The 16290-nt window shown below is 66.3% G+C and carries 14 protein-coding genes; 7 read left to right on the top strand and 7 right to left on the bottom strand.

Annotated elements, in window-relative coordinates:
* Positions 1-144 precede the first annotated feature (144 nt).
* On the bottom strand, positions 145-1563 hold the full coding sequence (astD, locus tag P0Y59_22405; protein ID WEJ99625.1) for a succinylglutamate-semialdehyde dehydrogenase: 1419 nt from the start codon (positions 1561-1563) through the stop codon (positions 145-147).
* A gap of 144 nt (positions 1564-1707) precedes the next feature.
* Positions 1708-2610: a LysR family transcriptional regulator gene (locus P0Y59_22410; GenBank protein ID WEJ99626.1), complete on the bottom strand. Its 903-nt coding sequence runs from the start codon at positions 2608-2610 to the stop codon at positions 1708-1710.
* A 96-nt stretch (positions 2611-2706) separates the two neighbouring features.
* On the opposite strand from P0Y59_22410, the gene P0Y59_22415 reads away from it, so the two are divergent.
* Complete coding sequence (locus P0Y59_22415) at positions 2707-3576, top strand: aldo/keto reductase family oxidoreductase (GenBank protein WEJ99627.1); 870 nt, start codon at positions 2707-2709, stop codon at positions 3574-3576.
* Between the two features lie 4 nt (positions 3577-3580).
* Here P0Y59_22415 and P0Y59_22420 read toward each other — a convergent pair whose 3' ends face one another.
* Together P0Y59_22420 and P0Y59_22425 are read right to left on the bottom strand one after the other, a co-directional pair.
* The gene (locus P0Y59_22420; protein WEJ99628.1) at positions 3581-5281 is read right to left on the bottom strand and encodes a serine hydrolase; all 1701 of its coding nucleotides are present in this window, start codon (positions 5279-5281) and stop codon (positions 3581-3583) included.
* Positions 5282-5370: 89 nt separating this feature from the next.
* Entirely contained in the window at positions 5371-6501 is a 1131-nt protein-coding gene (locus P0Y59_22425) for a helix-turn-helix domain-containing protein (protein ID WEJ99629.1), read from the bottom strand.
* 224 nt (positions 6502-6725) lie between these two features.
* On the opposite strand from P0Y59_22425, the gene P0Y59_22430 reads away from it, so the two are divergent.
* Entirely contained in the window at positions 6726-8483 is a 1758-nt protein-coding gene (locus tag P0Y59_22430) for a DUF885 domain-containing protein (GenBank protein ID WEJ99630.1), read from the top strand.
* A gap of 49 nt (positions 8484-8532) precedes the next feature.
* Here the strand turns inward: P0Y59_22430 and P0Y59_22435 are convergent, their stop codons facing one another.
* A complete protein-coding gene (locus P0Y59_22435; protein WEJ99631.1) occupies positions 8533-9306 on the bottom strand; it encodes an alpha/beta hydrolase in 774 nt (257 codons plus the stop codon).
* A 125-nt stretch (positions 9307-9431) separates the two neighbouring features.
* On the opposite strand from P0Y59_22435, the gene P0Y59_22440 reads away from it, so the two are divergent.
* Both P0Y59_22440 and P0Y59_22445 read left to right on the top strand, forming a co-directional pair.
* On the top strand, positions 9432-9896 hold the full coding sequence (locus tag P0Y59_22440; protein ID WEJ99632.1) for a MarR family transcriptional regulator: 465 nt from the start codon (positions 9432-9434) through the stop codon (positions 9894-9896).
* A gap of 165 nt (positions 9897-10061) precedes the next feature.
* Positions 10062-11003, top strand: a complete 942-nt coding sequence (locus P0Y59_22445; GenBank protein ID WEJ99633.1) for an alpha/beta hydrolase — start codon at positions 10062-10064, stop codon at positions 11001-11003.
* 48 nt (positions 11004-11051) lie between these two features.
* On the opposite strand, the gene P0Y59_22450 is transcribed toward P0Y59_22445, so the two are convergent.
* Positions 11052-11636, bottom strand: a complete 585-nt coding sequence (locus P0Y59_22450) for a DUF4142 domain-containing protein (GenBank protein ID WEJ99634.1) — start codon at positions 11634-11636, stop codon at positions 11052-11054.
* A 178-nt stretch (positions 11637-11814) separates the two neighbouring features.
* Here P0Y59_22450 and P0Y59_22455 point away from each other — a divergent pair, with 178 nt between their 5' ends.
* Entirely contained in the window at positions 11815-12207 is a 393-nt protein-coding gene (locus tag P0Y59_22455) for a DUF3597 family protein (protein WEJ99635.1), read from the top strand.
* Positions 12208-12424: 217 nt separating this feature from the next.
* On the opposite strand, the gene P0Y59_22460 is transcribed toward P0Y59_22455, so the two are convergent.
* Entirely contained in the window at positions 12425-13261 is an 837-nt protein-coding gene (locus P0Y59_22460) for a CoA ester lyase (protein WEJ99636.1), read from the bottom strand.
* Between the two features lie 217 nt (positions 13262-13478).
* On the opposite strand from P0Y59_22460, the gene P0Y59_22465 reads away from it, so the two are divergent.
* Positions 13479-13736 (top strand): hypothetical protein, encoded by a 258-nt coding sequence (locus P0Y59_22465; GenBank protein ID WEJ99637.1) that lies wholly within the window; start codon positions 13479-13481, stop codon positions 13734-13736.
* 235 nt (positions 13737-13971) lie between these two features.
* Positions 13972-16287: a TonB-dependent receptor gene (locus tag P0Y59_22470; protein WEJ99638.1), complete on the top strand. Its 2316-nt coding sequence runs from the start codon at positions 13972-13974 to the stop codon at positions 16285-16287.
* The last annotated feature ends 3 nt before the right edge of the window (positions 16288-16290 follow it).

A 16290-nucleotide genomic window follows, 5' to 3' on the forward strand; every position in this document is an offset into this window, starting at 1 on the left:
CTGCGACCGCGAACTCTGGCATCGCGATCCTGCACGCGCGGTGCCGCCGACACCATCCCCCGAGAGATCGGAACGAGCCGCGGCGCGCGCGGCTGAGCCGGAGAGGGGCTCATGGCCGCTACCGGACGGTAACGGCCATCGCTCTCAGTCGCGGATACCCCGCAGGTCGTGCACCTGGTCGGCCACCCGGTCCGCCTCGAAGCTCGCGACCGGATAGGCGCAATAGTCCGCGGCGTAGTAGGCGCTCGGGCGATGATTGCCCGAGGCGCCGAGGCCGCCGAACGGCATTGATCCGGCAGCGCCCGTGGTCGGGCGGTTGCGGTTGACCACGCCAGCGCGAATATGGCTCTTGAACCGGTCCCATAGCGAGTCATCGTCGCTGATCAGCCCGGCCGACAGGCCGAAGCGGGTGGCGTTGGCCGCGGCGATGGCGGCGTCGAAATCGGCCACGCGCGTCACCTGGAGCACCGGGCCGAAAATCTCTTGGTCCGGCACGTCGACCCCGGTCACGTCGAGGATCGTCGGGCCGACGAACGCGGTCGACCGGCCGGGTCGGCCCTCGAACGGACGGATCGCCTGCGCGCCGAGCTTCATCAGTTCCTCGGCCTGGAGCGACACGCGTGCCGCCGCCCCGGGGGAGATCAGCGGGCCCATGAAAGGCTCCGGCGTGTCGTCCCACGCGCCGATCGTGATCCGGTCGGACAGGGCGGCGACCGCGGCGACGATCGCCTCGCCCTTCGCCCCCTCGGGCACGATCAGGCGGCGCGCGCAGGAGCAGCGCTGGCCGGTGGTGATGAACGCTGACGCGACGACGATCGAGGCGATCGCTGCCGGATCGCCGTCCCAGGCGATCAGCGGATTGTTGCCGCCCAGTTCGAGCGCAAGGATCACCTTGGGCCGGTCGGCGAAGATGCGGCTGAAATGAGCGCCGGCGCCAGCCGATCCGGTGAACAGCAGCCCGTCGATATCTTCGGCGATCAGGGCAGCGCCGGTGTCGCGGCCACCCTGGACGACGGTGAACACGCCCTCGGGCAGCCCGGCCTTGCGCATCGCCGCGCCGATCAGCTCTCCGACGAGAGGAGTCTCCTCGGACGGCTTGAACAGGATCGTGTTGCCCGCCAGCAATGCGGGCACGATATGGCCGTTGGGCAGGTGGCCGGGGAAATTATACGGCCCAAGCACCACCATCACGCCGTGCGGGCGATGGCGCAGCACCGCTCGGCCGAACGGCGCATCCTGTTCGCGGCTGCCGGTGCGCTCGGCATGGGCGGCGACCGACAGGTCGACCTTACCGATCATCGAGGCGAGCTCGGTCCTCGTCTCCCACAGCGCCTTGCCGGTTTCGCGCGAGATCGCCGCGGCGATGGCCTCGCCGTCCTCCTTCAGCGCGTCGCGGTAGCGATGGACGAACGCGATTCGCTCTTCCACCGTCGTCGCCGACCAGCCGTCAAAGGCGGCGCGCGCCGTCGCGACGGCGGCGGCGCAATCGGCCGCGCTCGTCTCGGGGCCGGACCAGACCATTTCACCGGTGGCAGGGTCGAAGGAGTGGAACAGGTTGGTCATATCGGGTCGTCATCTCGCTAGGTGTCGCGGTTCGAACGCAATGTCGGCTTCGGCGGGCGAGAGATCAAGCGCGGGAAGCAGCCTAATGCACGTCCCGTCCCATCGCCCGCCGGAATGGACGCCGGGCAGGGGCAGGGAGGCAGGTCAGCCGGGCCGGTCTCTGATGAAATCCACGAACGCGCGGAGCGGCGCGGGCAGGTAACGGCGGCCGGGATAATAAAGGAACGGGCCGGTGAAGCGCTGCCACCACGGCTCGAGCACCGGCACCAGCGCGCCATTGTCGAGATGCGGCTTGAGCCAGTCCTCGAACAGATGGACGATGCCCAGCCCGCCGATCGCCGCATCGACCAGCAGGTCGGCCGAGGCACCCGGCTGGATCAGCAGCGGCCCGGCCGGGTCGATCCGCACGATCTCCCCGTCGCGCTCGAATTCCCAGACGGCGATCCGCCCGCTGGAGAAGCGCCCGCGCATGCAGGCATGGTCGAGCAGGTCGCGCGGATGATCCGGCCGGCCATATGCCGCGAGATAGGCGGGCGCGGCGGCGGTGGCGATGCACTGGAAACGCGGGCCGATCGGCACCGCGATCATATCCTGCTCCAGCCGCTCGTCATAGCGGATGCCGGCGTCGTGGCCGGTGGCGAGGATGTCGATGAAGCCATCCTCGCTCGTCACCTCGAGGCGGATCTCCGGATAGGCCTTGAGGAACGGCGTCACGATCGACGGCAGCACGATCCGCGCGACATTGGCCGGCACGTTGAGCCGCAGCGTGCCGGCTGGCCGGTCGCGAAAGGCGTTGACCACGTCGAGCGCCGCCTCCACCTCGCCCAGCGCCGGGCCGAGCCGTTCGAACAGGCGCGCGCCGGCCTCGGTCGGCGTGACGCTGCGGGTGGTGCGGTTGAGCAGGCGCACGCCGAGCCGTGCCTCGAGCCGGCGGATCGCTTCGCTCAGGCCCGATGCCGACGCCGTTCCGGCGCGTGCCGCATCGCGAAAGCCCCCGGCGCGCACCACCGCGGCAAAGGTCGCCAGATCGTCGAGCTCGGTCGCCATTGTGCATATTATCGCACGGCTTGTCCCGATTGTCCTGTCTTATAGTCCGGTGACGTCAGGCGCATATCCTGCGCAGCGAAACCCCGGAGACCCGATATGACCGACACCACCACCTTCCGCCTCGGCGACCGCATCGTGAACCGCATGGGCTATGGCGCGATGCAGCTTGCGGGGCCGGGCGTGTTCGGCCCGCCCAGGGACCGCGCCGCGGCAGTCGCCGTGCTGCGCGAAGCGATCGTGAGCGGCGTGAACCATATCGATACCAGCGATTTCTATGGCCCGCACGTCACCAACCAGATCATCCGCGAAGCGCTTCATCCCTATCCCGAGGCACTGACGATCGTGACCAAGGTCGGCGCGGTGCGCGGTGACGATGCGTCCTGGAATCCCGCCATGAGCCCCGCGGAATTGACCCGGGGCGTGCACGACAATCTGCGCAACCTTGGCGTCGAAGCGCTCGACGTGGTGAATCTGCGCATCCTCGGCGATGGTCATGGGCCAAGTGAGGGTTCGATCGCCGAGCGATTCACCACTCTGGCCGACCTGCAGCGCCAGGGACTGATCCGGCATCTCGGTCTGAGCAACGTGACATCGGCGCAGGTCGCGGAGGCGGAGCGTATCGCGCCGGTGGTGTGCGTGCAGAACCAGTATAACCTCGTCCACCGCGAGGACGACGCGCTGGTCGACGAACTAGCGGCCAGGGGCATCGCCTATGTGCCCTTCTTTCCGCTTGGCGGTTTCTCGCCGCTTCAATCCTCGTCCCTGTCGGACGTCGCGACGCGGCTCGGCGCGACACCGATGCAGGTCGCGCTCGCCTGGCTGCTGCGGCGCGCGCCAAATATCCTGCTGATCCCCGGCACTTCCTCGACCGGGCATCTGCGCGAGAATCTCGCCGCGGCCGATCTTGTGCTGTCGGAGGAGGTAATTGGTGAGCTCGACCGGATCGGCACGACCGGCGGCGCATGAAAGGTCAGGCGCCGCGCTGGCGCACGAAGCGCATGTTTTCGGCGACCGGCCCCGATATCAGCACGCCGGTGACGCTGCCGTCGGGTCCGCGTTCGAAGACGAGCCGTTCGAGGAAGAATTCGGGGCTTGAGAAGGTGTCGGGCTGATACGGGGTGAGGCCGATATCGTCGCGGCGCGGGTGGCGGGCGATGAGCCGGCCATCCTTCACGACAAGGTCATAGGCGGTCTTCAGTTCCTCGCTCCAGTAGCGGCCGGCATAGTCCGCCAGCCGGGCGCTGGACGGGGCAAAGGGTTTGAGGTCGATCCGTGGCGCTACGAGAAAGCCGTCCATGCCGACGCGGTACACGAAGTGCGGTGCCTTGCCCTTGACTGGCGCGGGGAATTCCAGCGCGATATCCGCCCTGGCATCGAGCGCGAAGCGGTCGCCCGACAGCGCTGGGAGGGCGACCGGCTTGTCGTCGCCGAGCGGGGCGAAGAACAGGCGCTCGCCGTCGGTCGAGACCGTGAAGATCAATCCGGGGAACAGCTCATAGGCGCCGGCATAGGTCGCGAGTTGCCGGGGCGTCGGTGCGGTGGGGACCGCCGCCGGCTCGGCCCGATAACCGGGCTGGTCGGCCAGATAGAGGTCGGCCAGCGCGAAGGCGAGGTGGGCGCTGTTGAGATCGGCGACATTGCCCAGCACCGCGACCGAGAATCGTTCCCCCGGCACCCGCAGCAGGAAGCTGCGAAACCCCGCATCCCGGCCGCCATGCATCCAGACGTCGAGACCATGCCAGCGGCGATATTCCTGGCCGATCGCATAGGCATTGACCGTGCCGTCGCGCAGCACGCCGCGTTCCTCCATGCGACGGAACAGGCGCGTGGAGCCGATCGTCGCCGTTTCGAAATTCCGCGCCCAGCGCCCAAGGTCGCCCGCTGTGGTCGCCAGCCCGGTCGGGCCGGTCAGCGTGTAGCTGAGCGGAGACCGGGCATAGCCGGTGCGCGTGCGGCGATAGGATTCGGCGCGGCCCGGGATGGTCGCCGTCACATCGTCCTGGAACCGGGTGTGTTCCATGCCGAGCGGCAGGAAGATGCGCTCGCGGCAAAAGGCGTCGAGGCTCTTGCCTGACAGGCGCCGAACGATCTCGGCGAGGAGCGTATAGTCGGAATTGATATATTGATATCGGGTGCCGGGCGCGAAATTGGCGCCGCGCTGGGCGAGCAGCATGGCGACCGCCTGGCCGTCGGTCAGCAGGTCCTCGGCGCGCCAGCCGGCGGCCGCCATCAGCGTATATTGGTCGCGCAGGCCGCTGGTGTGATTCAGCAACTGGCGCAGCGTGACCGGCCCGAGCGGCGCCGCTTCGGGGATATGGCGGGTCAGCGGATCGTCGATCGACAACAGCCCGTCCTGTTCGAGCAGCAGGATGGCGAAGGCGGTGACCTGTTTCGACAACGACGCGGCATGGAAGACTGAATCCGGTGTCACGGGGGTCTGGTGTTCGAGGTCTGCCGCGCCGGCGGCGAAGCTGCCGACGACCTTGCCGTCGAGCATCACCGACACCTGCACGCCGGGCCCGTCGGCCTTGCTCCACGGCTCGAGCAGGGCGGCGATACGCGGGTCCGTTGCGGTAGACCCGGCAGGAGGCGCCGCAAGTGCGATCGGTCCGCAGGGCAGCATCAGGGCCGCGAGGACGATGAGGATCCGGTTGGGGAATCGGGTTGGCATGAAGGCTCCGTCACGAAGGAGCCGATGGCATCGCCCGCCCTGGGGGCGGTGGCGACCGACTTCGCGAAGTCGGTCGTCGATCCTGATGGTCAGCCGGTGACCGCCGTCGCGCCCGTGCGGCGAAACACGGTCGGGGTCACGCCGCAATGCTTGCTGAACGCGGTGTTGAAGGAGGATTTCGAATTGAACCCGGCCTCATGGGCGATCTCCAGGATGGTCTTGTCCGCATGGGTGGGGTCGGCGAGCAACGCGGACGCCCTGCGGACGCGATGCTGGTTCACGAAATCGAAGAAATGCTGGCCGAGATGCCGGTTGAGCAGCGCTGACAGGTCGCGCTCGGCGATGCCGGTGCGGCGCGCGAGGCGGCGCACCGTCAGCGCGGGATCGAGAAACGGCTCCTGCTCGATCATGTAGCGATTCAGGCGTTCGAGGGCATGGGCGTCGATCGTCGCGAATTCCGATCCCGGTACGACCGGGCGACCGCGGCCTTTGGCGGGGGGCATGTCGATACCGACGAACAGGCTTTGCCGGGTCAGGGCGACGAAGGTGAGCGCGCAGTTCACGCCGACTGCCACGATGCCGGTGCAAAGCTGCAGCCATGCATAGGCTTGCCGGTCGTCGCCGAGCCAGGCCCAGCTCTTCGCGACGACCATCATATGCGCGGCAAATGATATGCCGAGCAGGGTGGCGACCCAGTAGAGGGTGGCCTGGCCGGCGCGATCGTCCGTCTCCCGACGGCGCGCGCGATACCGCATCAGCAGCACGGCCATGACCGCCAGATAGAGATAGAATTGCAGGTGGAGTGCAACGTCGTTGCCGGCCAGGTCGAGTCCGGTCGCGACGAACTGATCGGTGCTTCCGCCCGGGGAGAGGCCCGGGGAAAGGATCGTCCGCGCGCGCGGTATCAGCGAGATCGCTGACAGGATCGCGGCAAGCCCTCCGGTCATGTCCGCCCTGGAGCGCTGCCCGGGAAAGCAGAGCGCACGGACATAGGCGCACAGCAGCGGCATTTGCAGATAGCCGAACGGCAGGCGCAACGGAAACCAGACCTGCCAGCCGGGCGGGAAGAGCAGGATCGTCCAGCCGAGCAGGTCGATCGCGGTGAGCAGCAGGAAGCCGGCGAGGAACCGGTTGGCACGCCGCAATGGTCCGGACACCGCCAGCAGGAACGCCGACATCAGCACGCACAGCCCCACCGACAGCGCGCCCAGGGCGGTCATGACAAGATCCAGCGCCACGCGACTCCGACATTCACGATCAGGATATCCGTCGCGCTTAGTCCCAGGCGGCCAAGGGATACAAATGCGGCGTTCGGAATCGCCGGCAGAGGCGCCCGCGCTGGGTACAGGTTGCCGTCGGTGCCGCGCTGGGTCAGGAATGGACAGGAAGGCTGCCAGGGGATTCCCCGCGGTGGCGCCACTGTCCCTGTTTCGAAAGCCAGCACATGCGCCGTTCCGCTATCCTGCCCCTGCTTCTGTTCGCTGCGATGCCCCTGCCCCTGGCGGCGGCCGCACCCGACAGGACCTGGGTCGAAACCAGCAACCGGAATGCGTTGCTGGTGGCGGAGGCGCAGGCACGGTTCGATCCGGAATCGGCGTCGCAGAACGGCATGACTGCCTTTGACGGACTGGCGACCGATCTTGGGCCCAGGCTTGACGAGCGCACCGCCGCGGCGATGGACAAGGTGACGGCCGAGCTCAGGCAAAGGCTGGCTGTCGAGAAGGACCCGAACGTCAGGCAGGATCTGGAGATACTGATCAGGTCGGTCGATTCCGATCTTGAGGGGACGCGCCTCAGGCGGAAATATTTCCTCTCCTGGATCGATGCGCCAAGGACGCTGTTCGGCGGGATCAAGGGGGTGCTCGACGATCAGGTCTCGCCCGCACGGCGTCTGAAGGCGGTCGAGCTGCTGCGCCGCTATGTCGGGGATTATCCGGGTACGACGCCATTGACTGATCTTGCCAGGGCGCGCTTCGCCGAGACTCGGGCGCCGGGCCTGCTTGGGCCGGACAAGGTCGCGCTGGACGATGCGCTGACCAATGCCGGAACCTATGCCGAGGGGATCCGGAAACTGTTCGCCAAATACCGGATCACCGGCGCCGAGGCGGCGCTGGCCAGGCTCGACAAGCAGATCGCCGACTATACCGCCTGGGAACGTGCCGAGGTGCTGCCGCTGGCACGGGCCGATTTCCGCCTCCCGCCCGAGGTCTATGCCTATCGGCTGAAGCAGTTCGGCATCGATATCGATCCGCGCCTGCTGATCCAGCAGGCTGAGATCGAGTTCGCCGAGACTCGCGCCGCGATGATCGCGCTGGCGCCGCTGGTCGCGAAGGAGAAGGGGCTGAAGGGCGGCAGCTATGCCGACGTCATCCGCCAGCTCAAGCAGGCGACCATCCCGAACGACAGGCTCGAGGCGAGCTATGCCGAGGTGATCCGCGCCAACGAGGCAGCGATCAGGCGCGAACATATCGTCGACCTGCCCGACCGGCCGATGCAGATGCGGCTCGCCAGCGAGGCGGAATCGGCTGCGTCGCCCGCGCCGCACATGGAGCCGCCGCCGCTGATCGGCAACAAGGGCGAGCGCGGCACCTTCGTCCTGCCGCTGAGCGTGGCGAGTTCAGGTCCCGATGCCGCCTATGACGATTTCAACTTCCCCTCGGCGCAATGGACCGTGGCCGCGCATGAGGGGCGGCCCGGGCACGAGCTGCAATTCACCGCGCTGGTCGAGCGCGGCGTATCGCAGGCTCGGATCTACTTCGCGTTCAACAGCGTCAATGTGGAAGGCTGGGCGCTTTATGCCGAGGCCGAGGCGCTGCCCTATCATCCGCTCGACGGGCAATTGATGGCGCTTCAGGCAAGGCTGTTGCGCGCGGCGCGGGCGATGCTCGATCCGATGCTCAACCTCGGGCTGATCTCGAAGGAGGAGGCGCGGCGAATCCTGCTCGAACAGGTGGTCAGTTCGCCTGCGATGGCGAAGCAGGAGATCGAGCGCTACACCTCTCGCGCGCCGGGCCAGGCGGGCAGCTATTTCTACGGCTATACCCGCATCCTGCGCATCCGCATGGATACCGAGCTGGCATTGGGGGCGAAATTCGACCGGCTGGCCTTCAACAATTTCCTGCTCGACCAGGGGTTGCTGCCGCCCGACCTGCTGGCCAAGGCGGTTGCCGAGCAATTCGTTCCGGCACAAAAGGCGAAATGACGCCGGACCCCTGGGGGAGACCGGCGCCATTGCTTCGGGAGGAGCGGGATTATTCGGCTGATCCGCGGGCGGCCTTCTCGATGACCGAAGCAACCACGGCCGGCTTCGAGACATAGATTGCGTGGCTGCCCGGCGCTTCGTCGACCTGAGAGCCGGCGCGGGCTGCCATCCGGTGCTGGACGGCGGGCGGGATCATCTTGTCGTTGGACGACACGAGATACCAGCTCTTCTTCTCGCGCCATGCGGGCGCGGTCACCACGCCGCCCGCTGCGTCGACACCGAAGGGAACCTGCGCTTCAGCCATGAAGCTGGCGACCTCGGGCTTCACGTCGGCGGCGAAGGACGATGCGAACTTGGCCTTGTCGAGGAAGAGATAGCCGTCGACCGGCGCCAGGATCGGCGGCACGGGCTCGCCGGGTGCCGGGTTGGCGAGCAGCGAGATGATCGACTCGCCCTTATCCGGCGCGAAGGCGGCGATGTAGACGAGGCCGGCGACCTTCGGGTCGGTGCCGGCTTCGGAGACGACCGCGCCGCCATAGCTATGGCCGACCAGGATGACCTTGCCGTCGGCCGCGGCGATCGCGCGCTTGGTGACGACGACGTCGTCCTTGAGCGAGTTGGTCGGGTTCTGGACGATCGTCACCTTGTATCCGTCCTTCTTGAGGATCTTGTAGACATCGGCCCAGCCCGACCCGTCGACGAAGCCGCCGTGCACCAGCACGATGGACTTGACCGGAGCGGTGTCCTTGGCGGACGCGACGGCGGGGACCATGCCGAGGACGAACGAGGCAGCGGCGGCGAGAAGCATCTTGGACTTGGTCATTGTCAGTCTCCTTGCATTTGGTTGCCGCGATATTCTTTATCGCGATATTCATTAAATAGGAGTCCGGTTCCCCCTTGTCAAAGGGTGATTTATCGCGATATGCATTTTTGCAATAAGCAACTGATATGACGAGGTTTCCGATGGACGATCCCGGCAAGGACCCGCTGCCGCTCGACGCGCAGCTCTGTTTCTCGCTCTATTCGACGACGATCGCGATCAACCGGCTCTACAAGCCGATGCTCGATTCGCTCGGGGTGACCTATCCGCAATATCTCGTGCTCAGCACGTTGTGGGAGGCTGACGGCCAGACGATCTCGGCCATCGCCGACCGGCTCGCGCTCGAACCGAGCACGATCACCCCGTTGATGAAACGGCTCGAAGCCGCCGGCTTCGTATCGCGCCAGCGCAATCCGCAGGACGAACGCCAGGTCCAGGTATTCCTGACCGCGAAGGGGCGTGGATTGCGCGCCAGGACTTCGTGCCTGACTGACGCGCTGCTGGAGAATTCAAGGCTGACCGTACCGGACATGATCGCCCTCAACGATCAGGTGCAGCGGTTGCGCGACGCCCTGACGACGAGGAACGCATAGCCGGGTTCTCCCGCAGCGCGTCCTTGCGCGTCAGCGGCTTCGGCCCGGCTGGCCCCGCTACTGCCGCTGACCGAGCCGGGGACTCGGCGCGGTGGGAACGCCATCACGGCGGTCGGCGCGATTTGTCATTATTGCATGACTTATGGCGCGTGCTACGCGCCTGTCATGGCGATCCCGATCGATCCCGAGATCATTGCCGCGCGCGCGGCCCAGGCGGCCCGTTTTCCCGCCTTCGACGTGACGGTCCTGCCGCCGGCCGAGGCGCGGGCGCGGGCGAACGCGGCGGCACGCTATTTCAATGATGGCCTGCCCGAGATGGGCGGCGTTGAGGATCGCCGGATCCAGGGACCGGGCGGCCTGATCCGCCTGCGCATCTATACTCCGATCGCCGCCACCGCGCGGGGCGCGATCTTCTATCTCCATGGCGGCGGCTGGTGCGCCGGCGACGTCGACACGCATGATCGCATGCTGCGGTTGCTGGCGCAGCAAAGCGGTTCGGTGCTGTTCGGTGTCGATTATCGCCTCTCGCCCGAACAGCCGCATCCTGCCGCGCTCGACGACTGCCTCGCGGCATGGGAGTGGATCGAGCGTCGTGCCAGGCGCTACGCGCTCGATCCGGCACGTTTCGCCTTTGCCGGGGACAGCGCGGGGGCCAATCTGGCGCTGTCGCTGGCGATCCGGCTGCGCGATGCCGGGCGGACGATGCCGGTCGGCTGCGCGTTGCTTTACGGGTGCTTCGCGCCGGGGCTCGATACGGAAAGCGCGCGGACTTTCGGCATGGGTCCCTATGGGCTGACAGCGGAGAGGATGGCCTGGTACTGGGGAAGCTATCTCGGACCGGCGAAGGATGCGCCGCCGGTCGAGGCGACGCCGCTATATGCCGATCTCGCCGGCCTGCCGCCGATCTTCCTGGGCGTTGCTGAGGCGGATACGGTGGCGGACGACAGCCGGTTTCTGCTCGAGCGGCTGGAGACGGCGATGGTGCCGGCCGAGCTGGTGGTGTGGCCGGGCGCGGTGCACGGCTTCCTGCAGATGACGCGCGACGTACCGCTCGCCCGCGCGGCGATCGACGATGTCGCGCGGGCGATCAAAGGGTGGATTGTCTAGCAGGCGAGGCGGCAACGCCGCCTCGCCAGCGAGATCAGGCGGGTCGGATCAGGGCTTGAGGCCCTTCGCCATGTTGAGATGCGCGGTCACGGTCGGGATCAGGCCGGTCGCGAAGGTCTTCAGCGCGGGAACGTCGCCGGCCGTCGAATAGCCGCGTACCGCATCCAGCGTCGCCTGGTGCGCGGCGACCTGGTCGGCGGCATAGGCTGTGTCGAAATCGGCGCCGGTTTTCGTCTTGAGCGCGTCAAGCTTCTGCTGCTGGTCGGCCGTCAGTGTCGCATCCGGCGTGATCGCCGGGGTCGCGCTCGCGGCGGCCGTCTTCAGCTTGGCGGTCGAGGCGGTATGCGCATCGACCATCTTCTTCGCGAACGACTTGATCGCGGCCGACTTCGATGTCGTCAGGGCGAGCTGCGATTCGGCGATCTCGAACGCGTCGCCTGAAGCCGCGGCGTTGGCGAAGCTCTGGCCGGCGCTCGGCAACGGTGCCGCCAGACTGTCGTTGCCGGCCGTCATCGAGCTGCCGACCTCGGTCGAGACGGTGTTCGTGGTGGTGGTGCTCGTCTCGCTCTTCTGGCCGCATCCGGCGAGTGCAAGCGTCGCCGCCGACAGCATCGCGATGGTTTTGTAGCGCATTATTCCGTCTCCTGTTGATCGCGCACAGCGGCGCCCCGCGCACCAACCTTCGGCGGCGAAGGACGTTCCGCCCGGTAAATTTTCGTGCGATGCTTCGGGACGGACCTTTTGGCGTCCGGCCCCGTTCTACGAGGCGCGCGGCCCGGCCGGGCGACGGCCATCATGAAGGAGAAGAGCAATGGGCATTTTCGGCAACATCATGGACAAGATCTTCCATCATCAGTCAGCCGCACCGCAGCCTGCGCCCGCCGAGGCAGCACCCGACGCCGCGGCACCCGAAGCGGCGGCGCCCGAGCCTGCTGCCGCGCCCCAGAATGTCGATGTCGGCGCGGTGCTCAGCGAAATGGCGTCGATGAAGGACGATGGCGGCGGCAACTACCAGACGTCGATCGTCGACCTGCTGAAGCTGCTCGATCTCGATTCGAGCCTTTCCGCACGGAAGCAACTGGCGGACGAGCTTGGCGTGAGCGGGGAAGATGGCAGCGCCGAGAAAAATATCGCGCTCCACCAGGCGGTGATGGCCAAGCTCGCCGAGAATGGCGGCGTCGTGCCGGACAGCCTGCGCAACTGAGCCGGTGCCGGGCGAGGTCGCCCGGCCTGTCTCATATGCCAATTCCGCGATGACGGGCCGGCCAACCGGTCCGTCATCGCGGATATTCAATTAAACATCTGAAAACAAACAATATAGCCCGAATGAAAATGTCAGCTACCCTCATGACATTTCCAGCGGGCACCTGATCCGACCCGGCGGTGCCGGGCGCTATCCGGCCTCATGGTCGATCCGCTCGTCAGCCTTCCACCTGGGCCAGTACCTTGAGCGCCTGGTTGAGATGTGGCCGGTCGATCATCTTGCCGTCGAGCTTGAGCGCGCCCGCGCCGGGGTTGGCGGCGAAGGCCTCCACCACCGCATGGGCATGAGCGATCTCCGCCTCGCTCGGGCTGAAGCCGGCGTTGATCGCGGTGACCTGTGCCGGGTGGATCGCCATCATGCCAGTGAAGCCGTCGCGCCGCCCGCGCGCGACATAGGCGGCGAGGCCGTCGGTGTCGGCGATGTTGGGATAGACAGTCTCGATCGCCGCCACGGTGGCGGCATGCGCGCCGAACAGGGTGAGCGCGCGGACCATCTCATAAGGCGCTGTATAGCTGCCGTCCTCGTTGCGCGAGCTGGTCGCGCCGATCGCGGCGGGCAGGTCCTCGGCACCCCAGGTCAGGCCGGCGAGATGATCCGCGACCTCGCCATAGGTGGAGAGCTGGAATACCGCGGCGGGGGTCTCGCTGGCGATCGGCAGGATCGGCGGTGTCGTGCCGCCGACCAGGTCGATCAGCGCGCGGACCGACGGGGCGCCTTCGGCCTTGGGCAGGACGAGGCCGTCGGGCGCGGCGGGGAGGATTGCCTCCAGGTCGGCCCGGGTCTCGCCGCTGCCGAGCGGGTTGATCCGCACGAAACAGGGGACGGTACGCCCGTCCTTCAGCCAGGCGGCGATCGCCGTGCGCGCTTCGGGTTTCTTCTCCGGCGCGACCGAATCCTCGAGATCGAGGATCAGCGCATCGGCGCCGCTCGCCGCTGCCTTGGCGAAACGTTCCGGGCGATCCCCGGGGACAAACAACAGCGACCGAAGCTTCATCTTTTCACCTTCATCGACACATCTCGCGGCCGCTCTGGCACAGGCGCGACAATCCCGTCCACCGCGGCGGTCGGCGCGATGGGCGCGATTTTCGGTATGTGGTCGCCGCTGGCGAGGCAGCGTGACGGATGGGGAGCACGGAACCACGGCCCGACCGCGCTCGTTTTCGCATCGCCCTTCATCGGGCGTGTAGCGTAACCAGTACCGAGAGGTCATTATGAAGACGCTTCTAGCAATCGCGCTCGTCACGGGCGCCGCCACCGTTTCGATATCGCCGGCCGATGCCAGGCAGGGATGCGGGCCGGGTTATCACCGGGGGCCGGCGGGCCATTGCCGCCCCAATCGCGGCCCCGCGGTGGTCGTCGCGCCGGGGCCGCTCGTGGTCGGCAACTTCTATCATGGCCGCGGCTACTGGGATGGTCGGCGTTATTGGCAGCACCGCTATCGCGGGCATGGTGGCTGGCGCTACCGCTGATAGCACCGGCACCCGCCTGATGGCGGTACTGTTGCGGACGATCGAGCGCGCGACGCGTTCGATCGTCCCTGTCGCATGTTTCCCCAATTTGCACAGGACAATCTGGTTCAAGCCCATGCGCTCCACCCATTAATATTCACACTCTAGAGAGTGAGTGTTGACTCCAGGCAAGGCGCGCGGCATTCTGCTGCCAACGAGCCGGCATTAACGACCGGTGTCGATTGGGAGAGACAGGATGAGGGCCATTCTTCTTGCGTCGGCTTGCGCCGCCGCGTTCGTCGTATCGGCAACGCCGGCGCTGGCACAGGCCATCGCACCGCAGGCCGATACCCCGGCCGCCACGCAGGAAGAGGCTCATGACGCGAACGACATCGTCGTCACCGCCACCCGCCGCAACGAACGCATCCAGGACGTTCCGCTCAGCATCACCGCCTTCTCGCAGGAACAGCTGACCGAGAAGGGAATCGTCGGCTTCGAAGGCATCGCCCGGGAGACGCCGGGTGTGGTGCTCAATCGTCCAACCCAGAATTTCAACAATTTCACCGCGCGCGGCATCGCCACCAACGGCTACAACGCCAATCTCCAAAGTTCGGTCGCGGTCTATATCGATGAGCTGCCGGTCTCGACCATCGGCAACACCACGGTGGTCGATCCCAATCTGTTCGACGTGGAGCGCGTCGAGTTCCTGCGCGGGCCGCAGGGCACGCTGTTCGGCTCCGGCTCGCTGTCGGGGGCGATGCGCATCCTGACGAAGAGCCCCAACCTTCATGAGTTCGACACCTCCGCGCTCGTCGATATTGGTCTGACCGGGTCGGATTCGGTGCGCCAGCGCTATAATGTGATGGTCAACATCCCCGTCGTGACCGACAAGCTCGCGATCCGCGGCGTCGGCTTCTATCGCCATGAGGACGGCTATCTCGACAATGTCGGCACCGGCATCCACAATTCGAACAAGCTGATCGACTGGGGCGGGCGCCTCGTCGCGCTGTGGCGGCCGACCGACCGGCTGTCGATCAAGTTGCTCGGCTCGTACGAGAACAGCGATCCCAAGGATTCCTCGCTGACCAGCCCTGCGCTCGGGCGCGAGAAACGCGTTTCGGACCAGCCGGACCGCTTCACCGGCAAGCAGCTCGTGCTCAACGGCACGCTCGACTATGAGTTCGATTTCGCCAAGCTGACCAGCTCGTCGACCTATTCGAAGTTCGACCAGCGCTTCTGGGTCGACCTCGGCGGCACCTTCCCGCGCGGGTCCTTTCCCGGTGCGCCGATCGCCTTCGGCCTGGATGCGAACGGCTATGACAAGGTCTTCGTGCAGGAGACCCGGCTCGTGTCGTCGCTGGACGGCCCTTTCCAGTTCGTCGTCGGGGGCTTCTACATGCACCGCCGCCGCGACGTCGATTACTTCTACCGCTCCAGCTTTCCGTTCCTGCAGTCACGCGGCTTCACCGGATTGCCCGACCAATATTACCAGAAACAATATACCCATCAGATCAGCGAAGAACTCGCCGGTTTCGGGGAGCTGACCTATCGCTTCTCGAGCAAGTTCTGGCTGACCGGCGGTATGCGCTACGGCCGTACCTCGGCCCAGGGGTTCACCGAAGCCGGCGGGTATCTCGCGACGGCGGCGGGCTTCAACTATTTCGATTACGCGCTGGGCGGCTTCAGGAATGTGAACTTCAACCAGTTCACGCCCTATGCCGCGGTCGCCGGTGTGAAGGCATCGGGATCGAAGCCGTCCTGGAAGGCGAGCGCCAGCTTCAAGCCCACCGAGTCGGTGACGACCTATGCCACCTTCTCCACCGGTTTCCGCGCCCCGATCGTGAATGCGTTCGCCGGGCGTCCCAGCCTGGTAAACCCCAACGACATCATCATTCCCAACGGCGCGTCCTCGGACGATCTGAAAAGCTATGAGGTCGGCGCCAAGGGGCGCTTCCTCAACGGGCTGGTGACGATCAATGTGGCGGCTTATCTGATCGACTGGAGCAATATCCAGGCACAGGCCAACCGCGTATCGGACTCAGTGCAGTTCGCCACCAATATCGGTGGGGCACGCAGCAAGGGCTTCGAAGTCGAGATGGGCATCATCCCGGTCAAGGACGTCTTCATCGGCCTGAACGCGGCGTATAATGATTCGAAGATCACCAAGCTGAGCGCGACCGAGGCCGCGATCTCCGGCGCGGTGCTCGGCCACAGGCTCTCCGCACCCCGGCTTCAGGGCGCGCTCTACGCATCCTACGGTTTCGATCTCGGCAACGACACCAAGGCGAACTTCGCCGTGAACGCGCAATATGTCGGCTCGTACAACAGCTCTTTCCCGAACACGCCGGGCGCGCCGACCGTGCCGTTGTCGACCTTTGGCAAGACCGATGAATATGTGAACACGAACCTGACCTTCGGCCTCAAGCGCGGCGACATTTCGGCGCAGCTCTATGTCGAGAATGTGTTCGACGATCACTCGATCACCTACATCCATCCCGAAGCGTTTCTCGTCAGCCGCTTCGGTACATTGCGGCCGCGTACGATCGGCATCCGTCTCGGCTACGGGCTCTGATCG

This window comes from Candidatus Sphingomonas phytovorans (assembly GCA_029202385.1).
Classification (GTDB): Bacteria; Pseudomonadota; Alphaproteobacteria; order Sphingomonadales; family Sphingomonadaceae; genus Sphingomonas; species Sphingomonas phytovorans.

Coding starts and splice junctions, on each gene's coding strand:
- astD (WEJ99625.1), bottom strand. CDS start 1,563: ATGACCAACCTGTTCCACTCCTTCGACCCTGCCACCGGTGAAATGGTC.
- P0Y59_22410 (WEJ99626.1), bottom strand. CDS start 2,610: ATGGCGACCGAGCTCGACGATCTGGCGACCTTTGCCGCGGTGGTGCGC.
- P0Y59_22415 (WEJ99627.1), top strand. CDS start 2,707: ATGACCGACACCACCACCTTCCGCCTCGGCGACCGCATCGTGAACCGC.
- P0Y59_22420 (WEJ99628.1), bottom strand. CDS start 5,281: ATGCCAACCCGATTCCCCAACCGGATCCTCATCGTCCTCGCGGCCCTG.
- P0Y59_22425 (WEJ99629.1), bottom strand. CDS start 6,501: ATGACCGCCCTGGGCGCGCTGTCGGTGGGGCTGTGCGTGCTGATGTCG.
- P0Y59_22430 (WEJ99630.1), top strand. CDS start 6,726: ATGCGCCGTTCCGCTATCCTGCCCCTGCTTCTGTTCGCTGCGATGCCC.
- P0Y59_22435 (WEJ99631.1), bottom strand. CDS start 9,306: ATGACCAAGTCCAAGATGCTTCTCGCCGCCGCTGCCTCGTTCGTCCTC.
- P0Y59_22440 (WEJ99632.1), top strand. CDS start 9,432: ATGACGAGGTTTCCGATGGACGATCCCGGCAAGGACCCGCTGCCGCTC.
- P0Y59_22445 (WEJ99633.1), top strand. CDS start 10,062: ATGGCGATCCCGATCGATCCCGAGATCATTGCCGCGCGCGCGGCCCAG.
- P0Y59_22450 (WEJ99634.1), bottom strand. CDS start 11,636: ATGCGCTACAAAACCATCGCGATGCTGTCGGCGGCGACGCTTGCACTC.
- P0Y59_22455 (WEJ99635.1), top strand. CDS start 11,815: ATGGGCATTTTCGGCAACATCATGGACAAGATCTTCCATCATCAGTCA.
- P0Y59_22460 (WEJ99636.1), bottom strand. CDS start 13,261: ATGAAGCTTCGGTCGCTGTTGTTTGTCCCCGGGGATCGCCCGGAACGT.
- P0Y59_22465 (WEJ99637.1), top strand. CDS start 13,479: ATGAAGACGCTTCTAGCAATCGCGCTCGTCACGGGCGCCGCCACCGTT.
- P0Y59_22470 (WEJ99638.1), top strand. CDS start 13,972: ATGAGGGCCATTCTTCTTGCGTCGGCTTGCGCCGCCGCGTTCGTCGTA.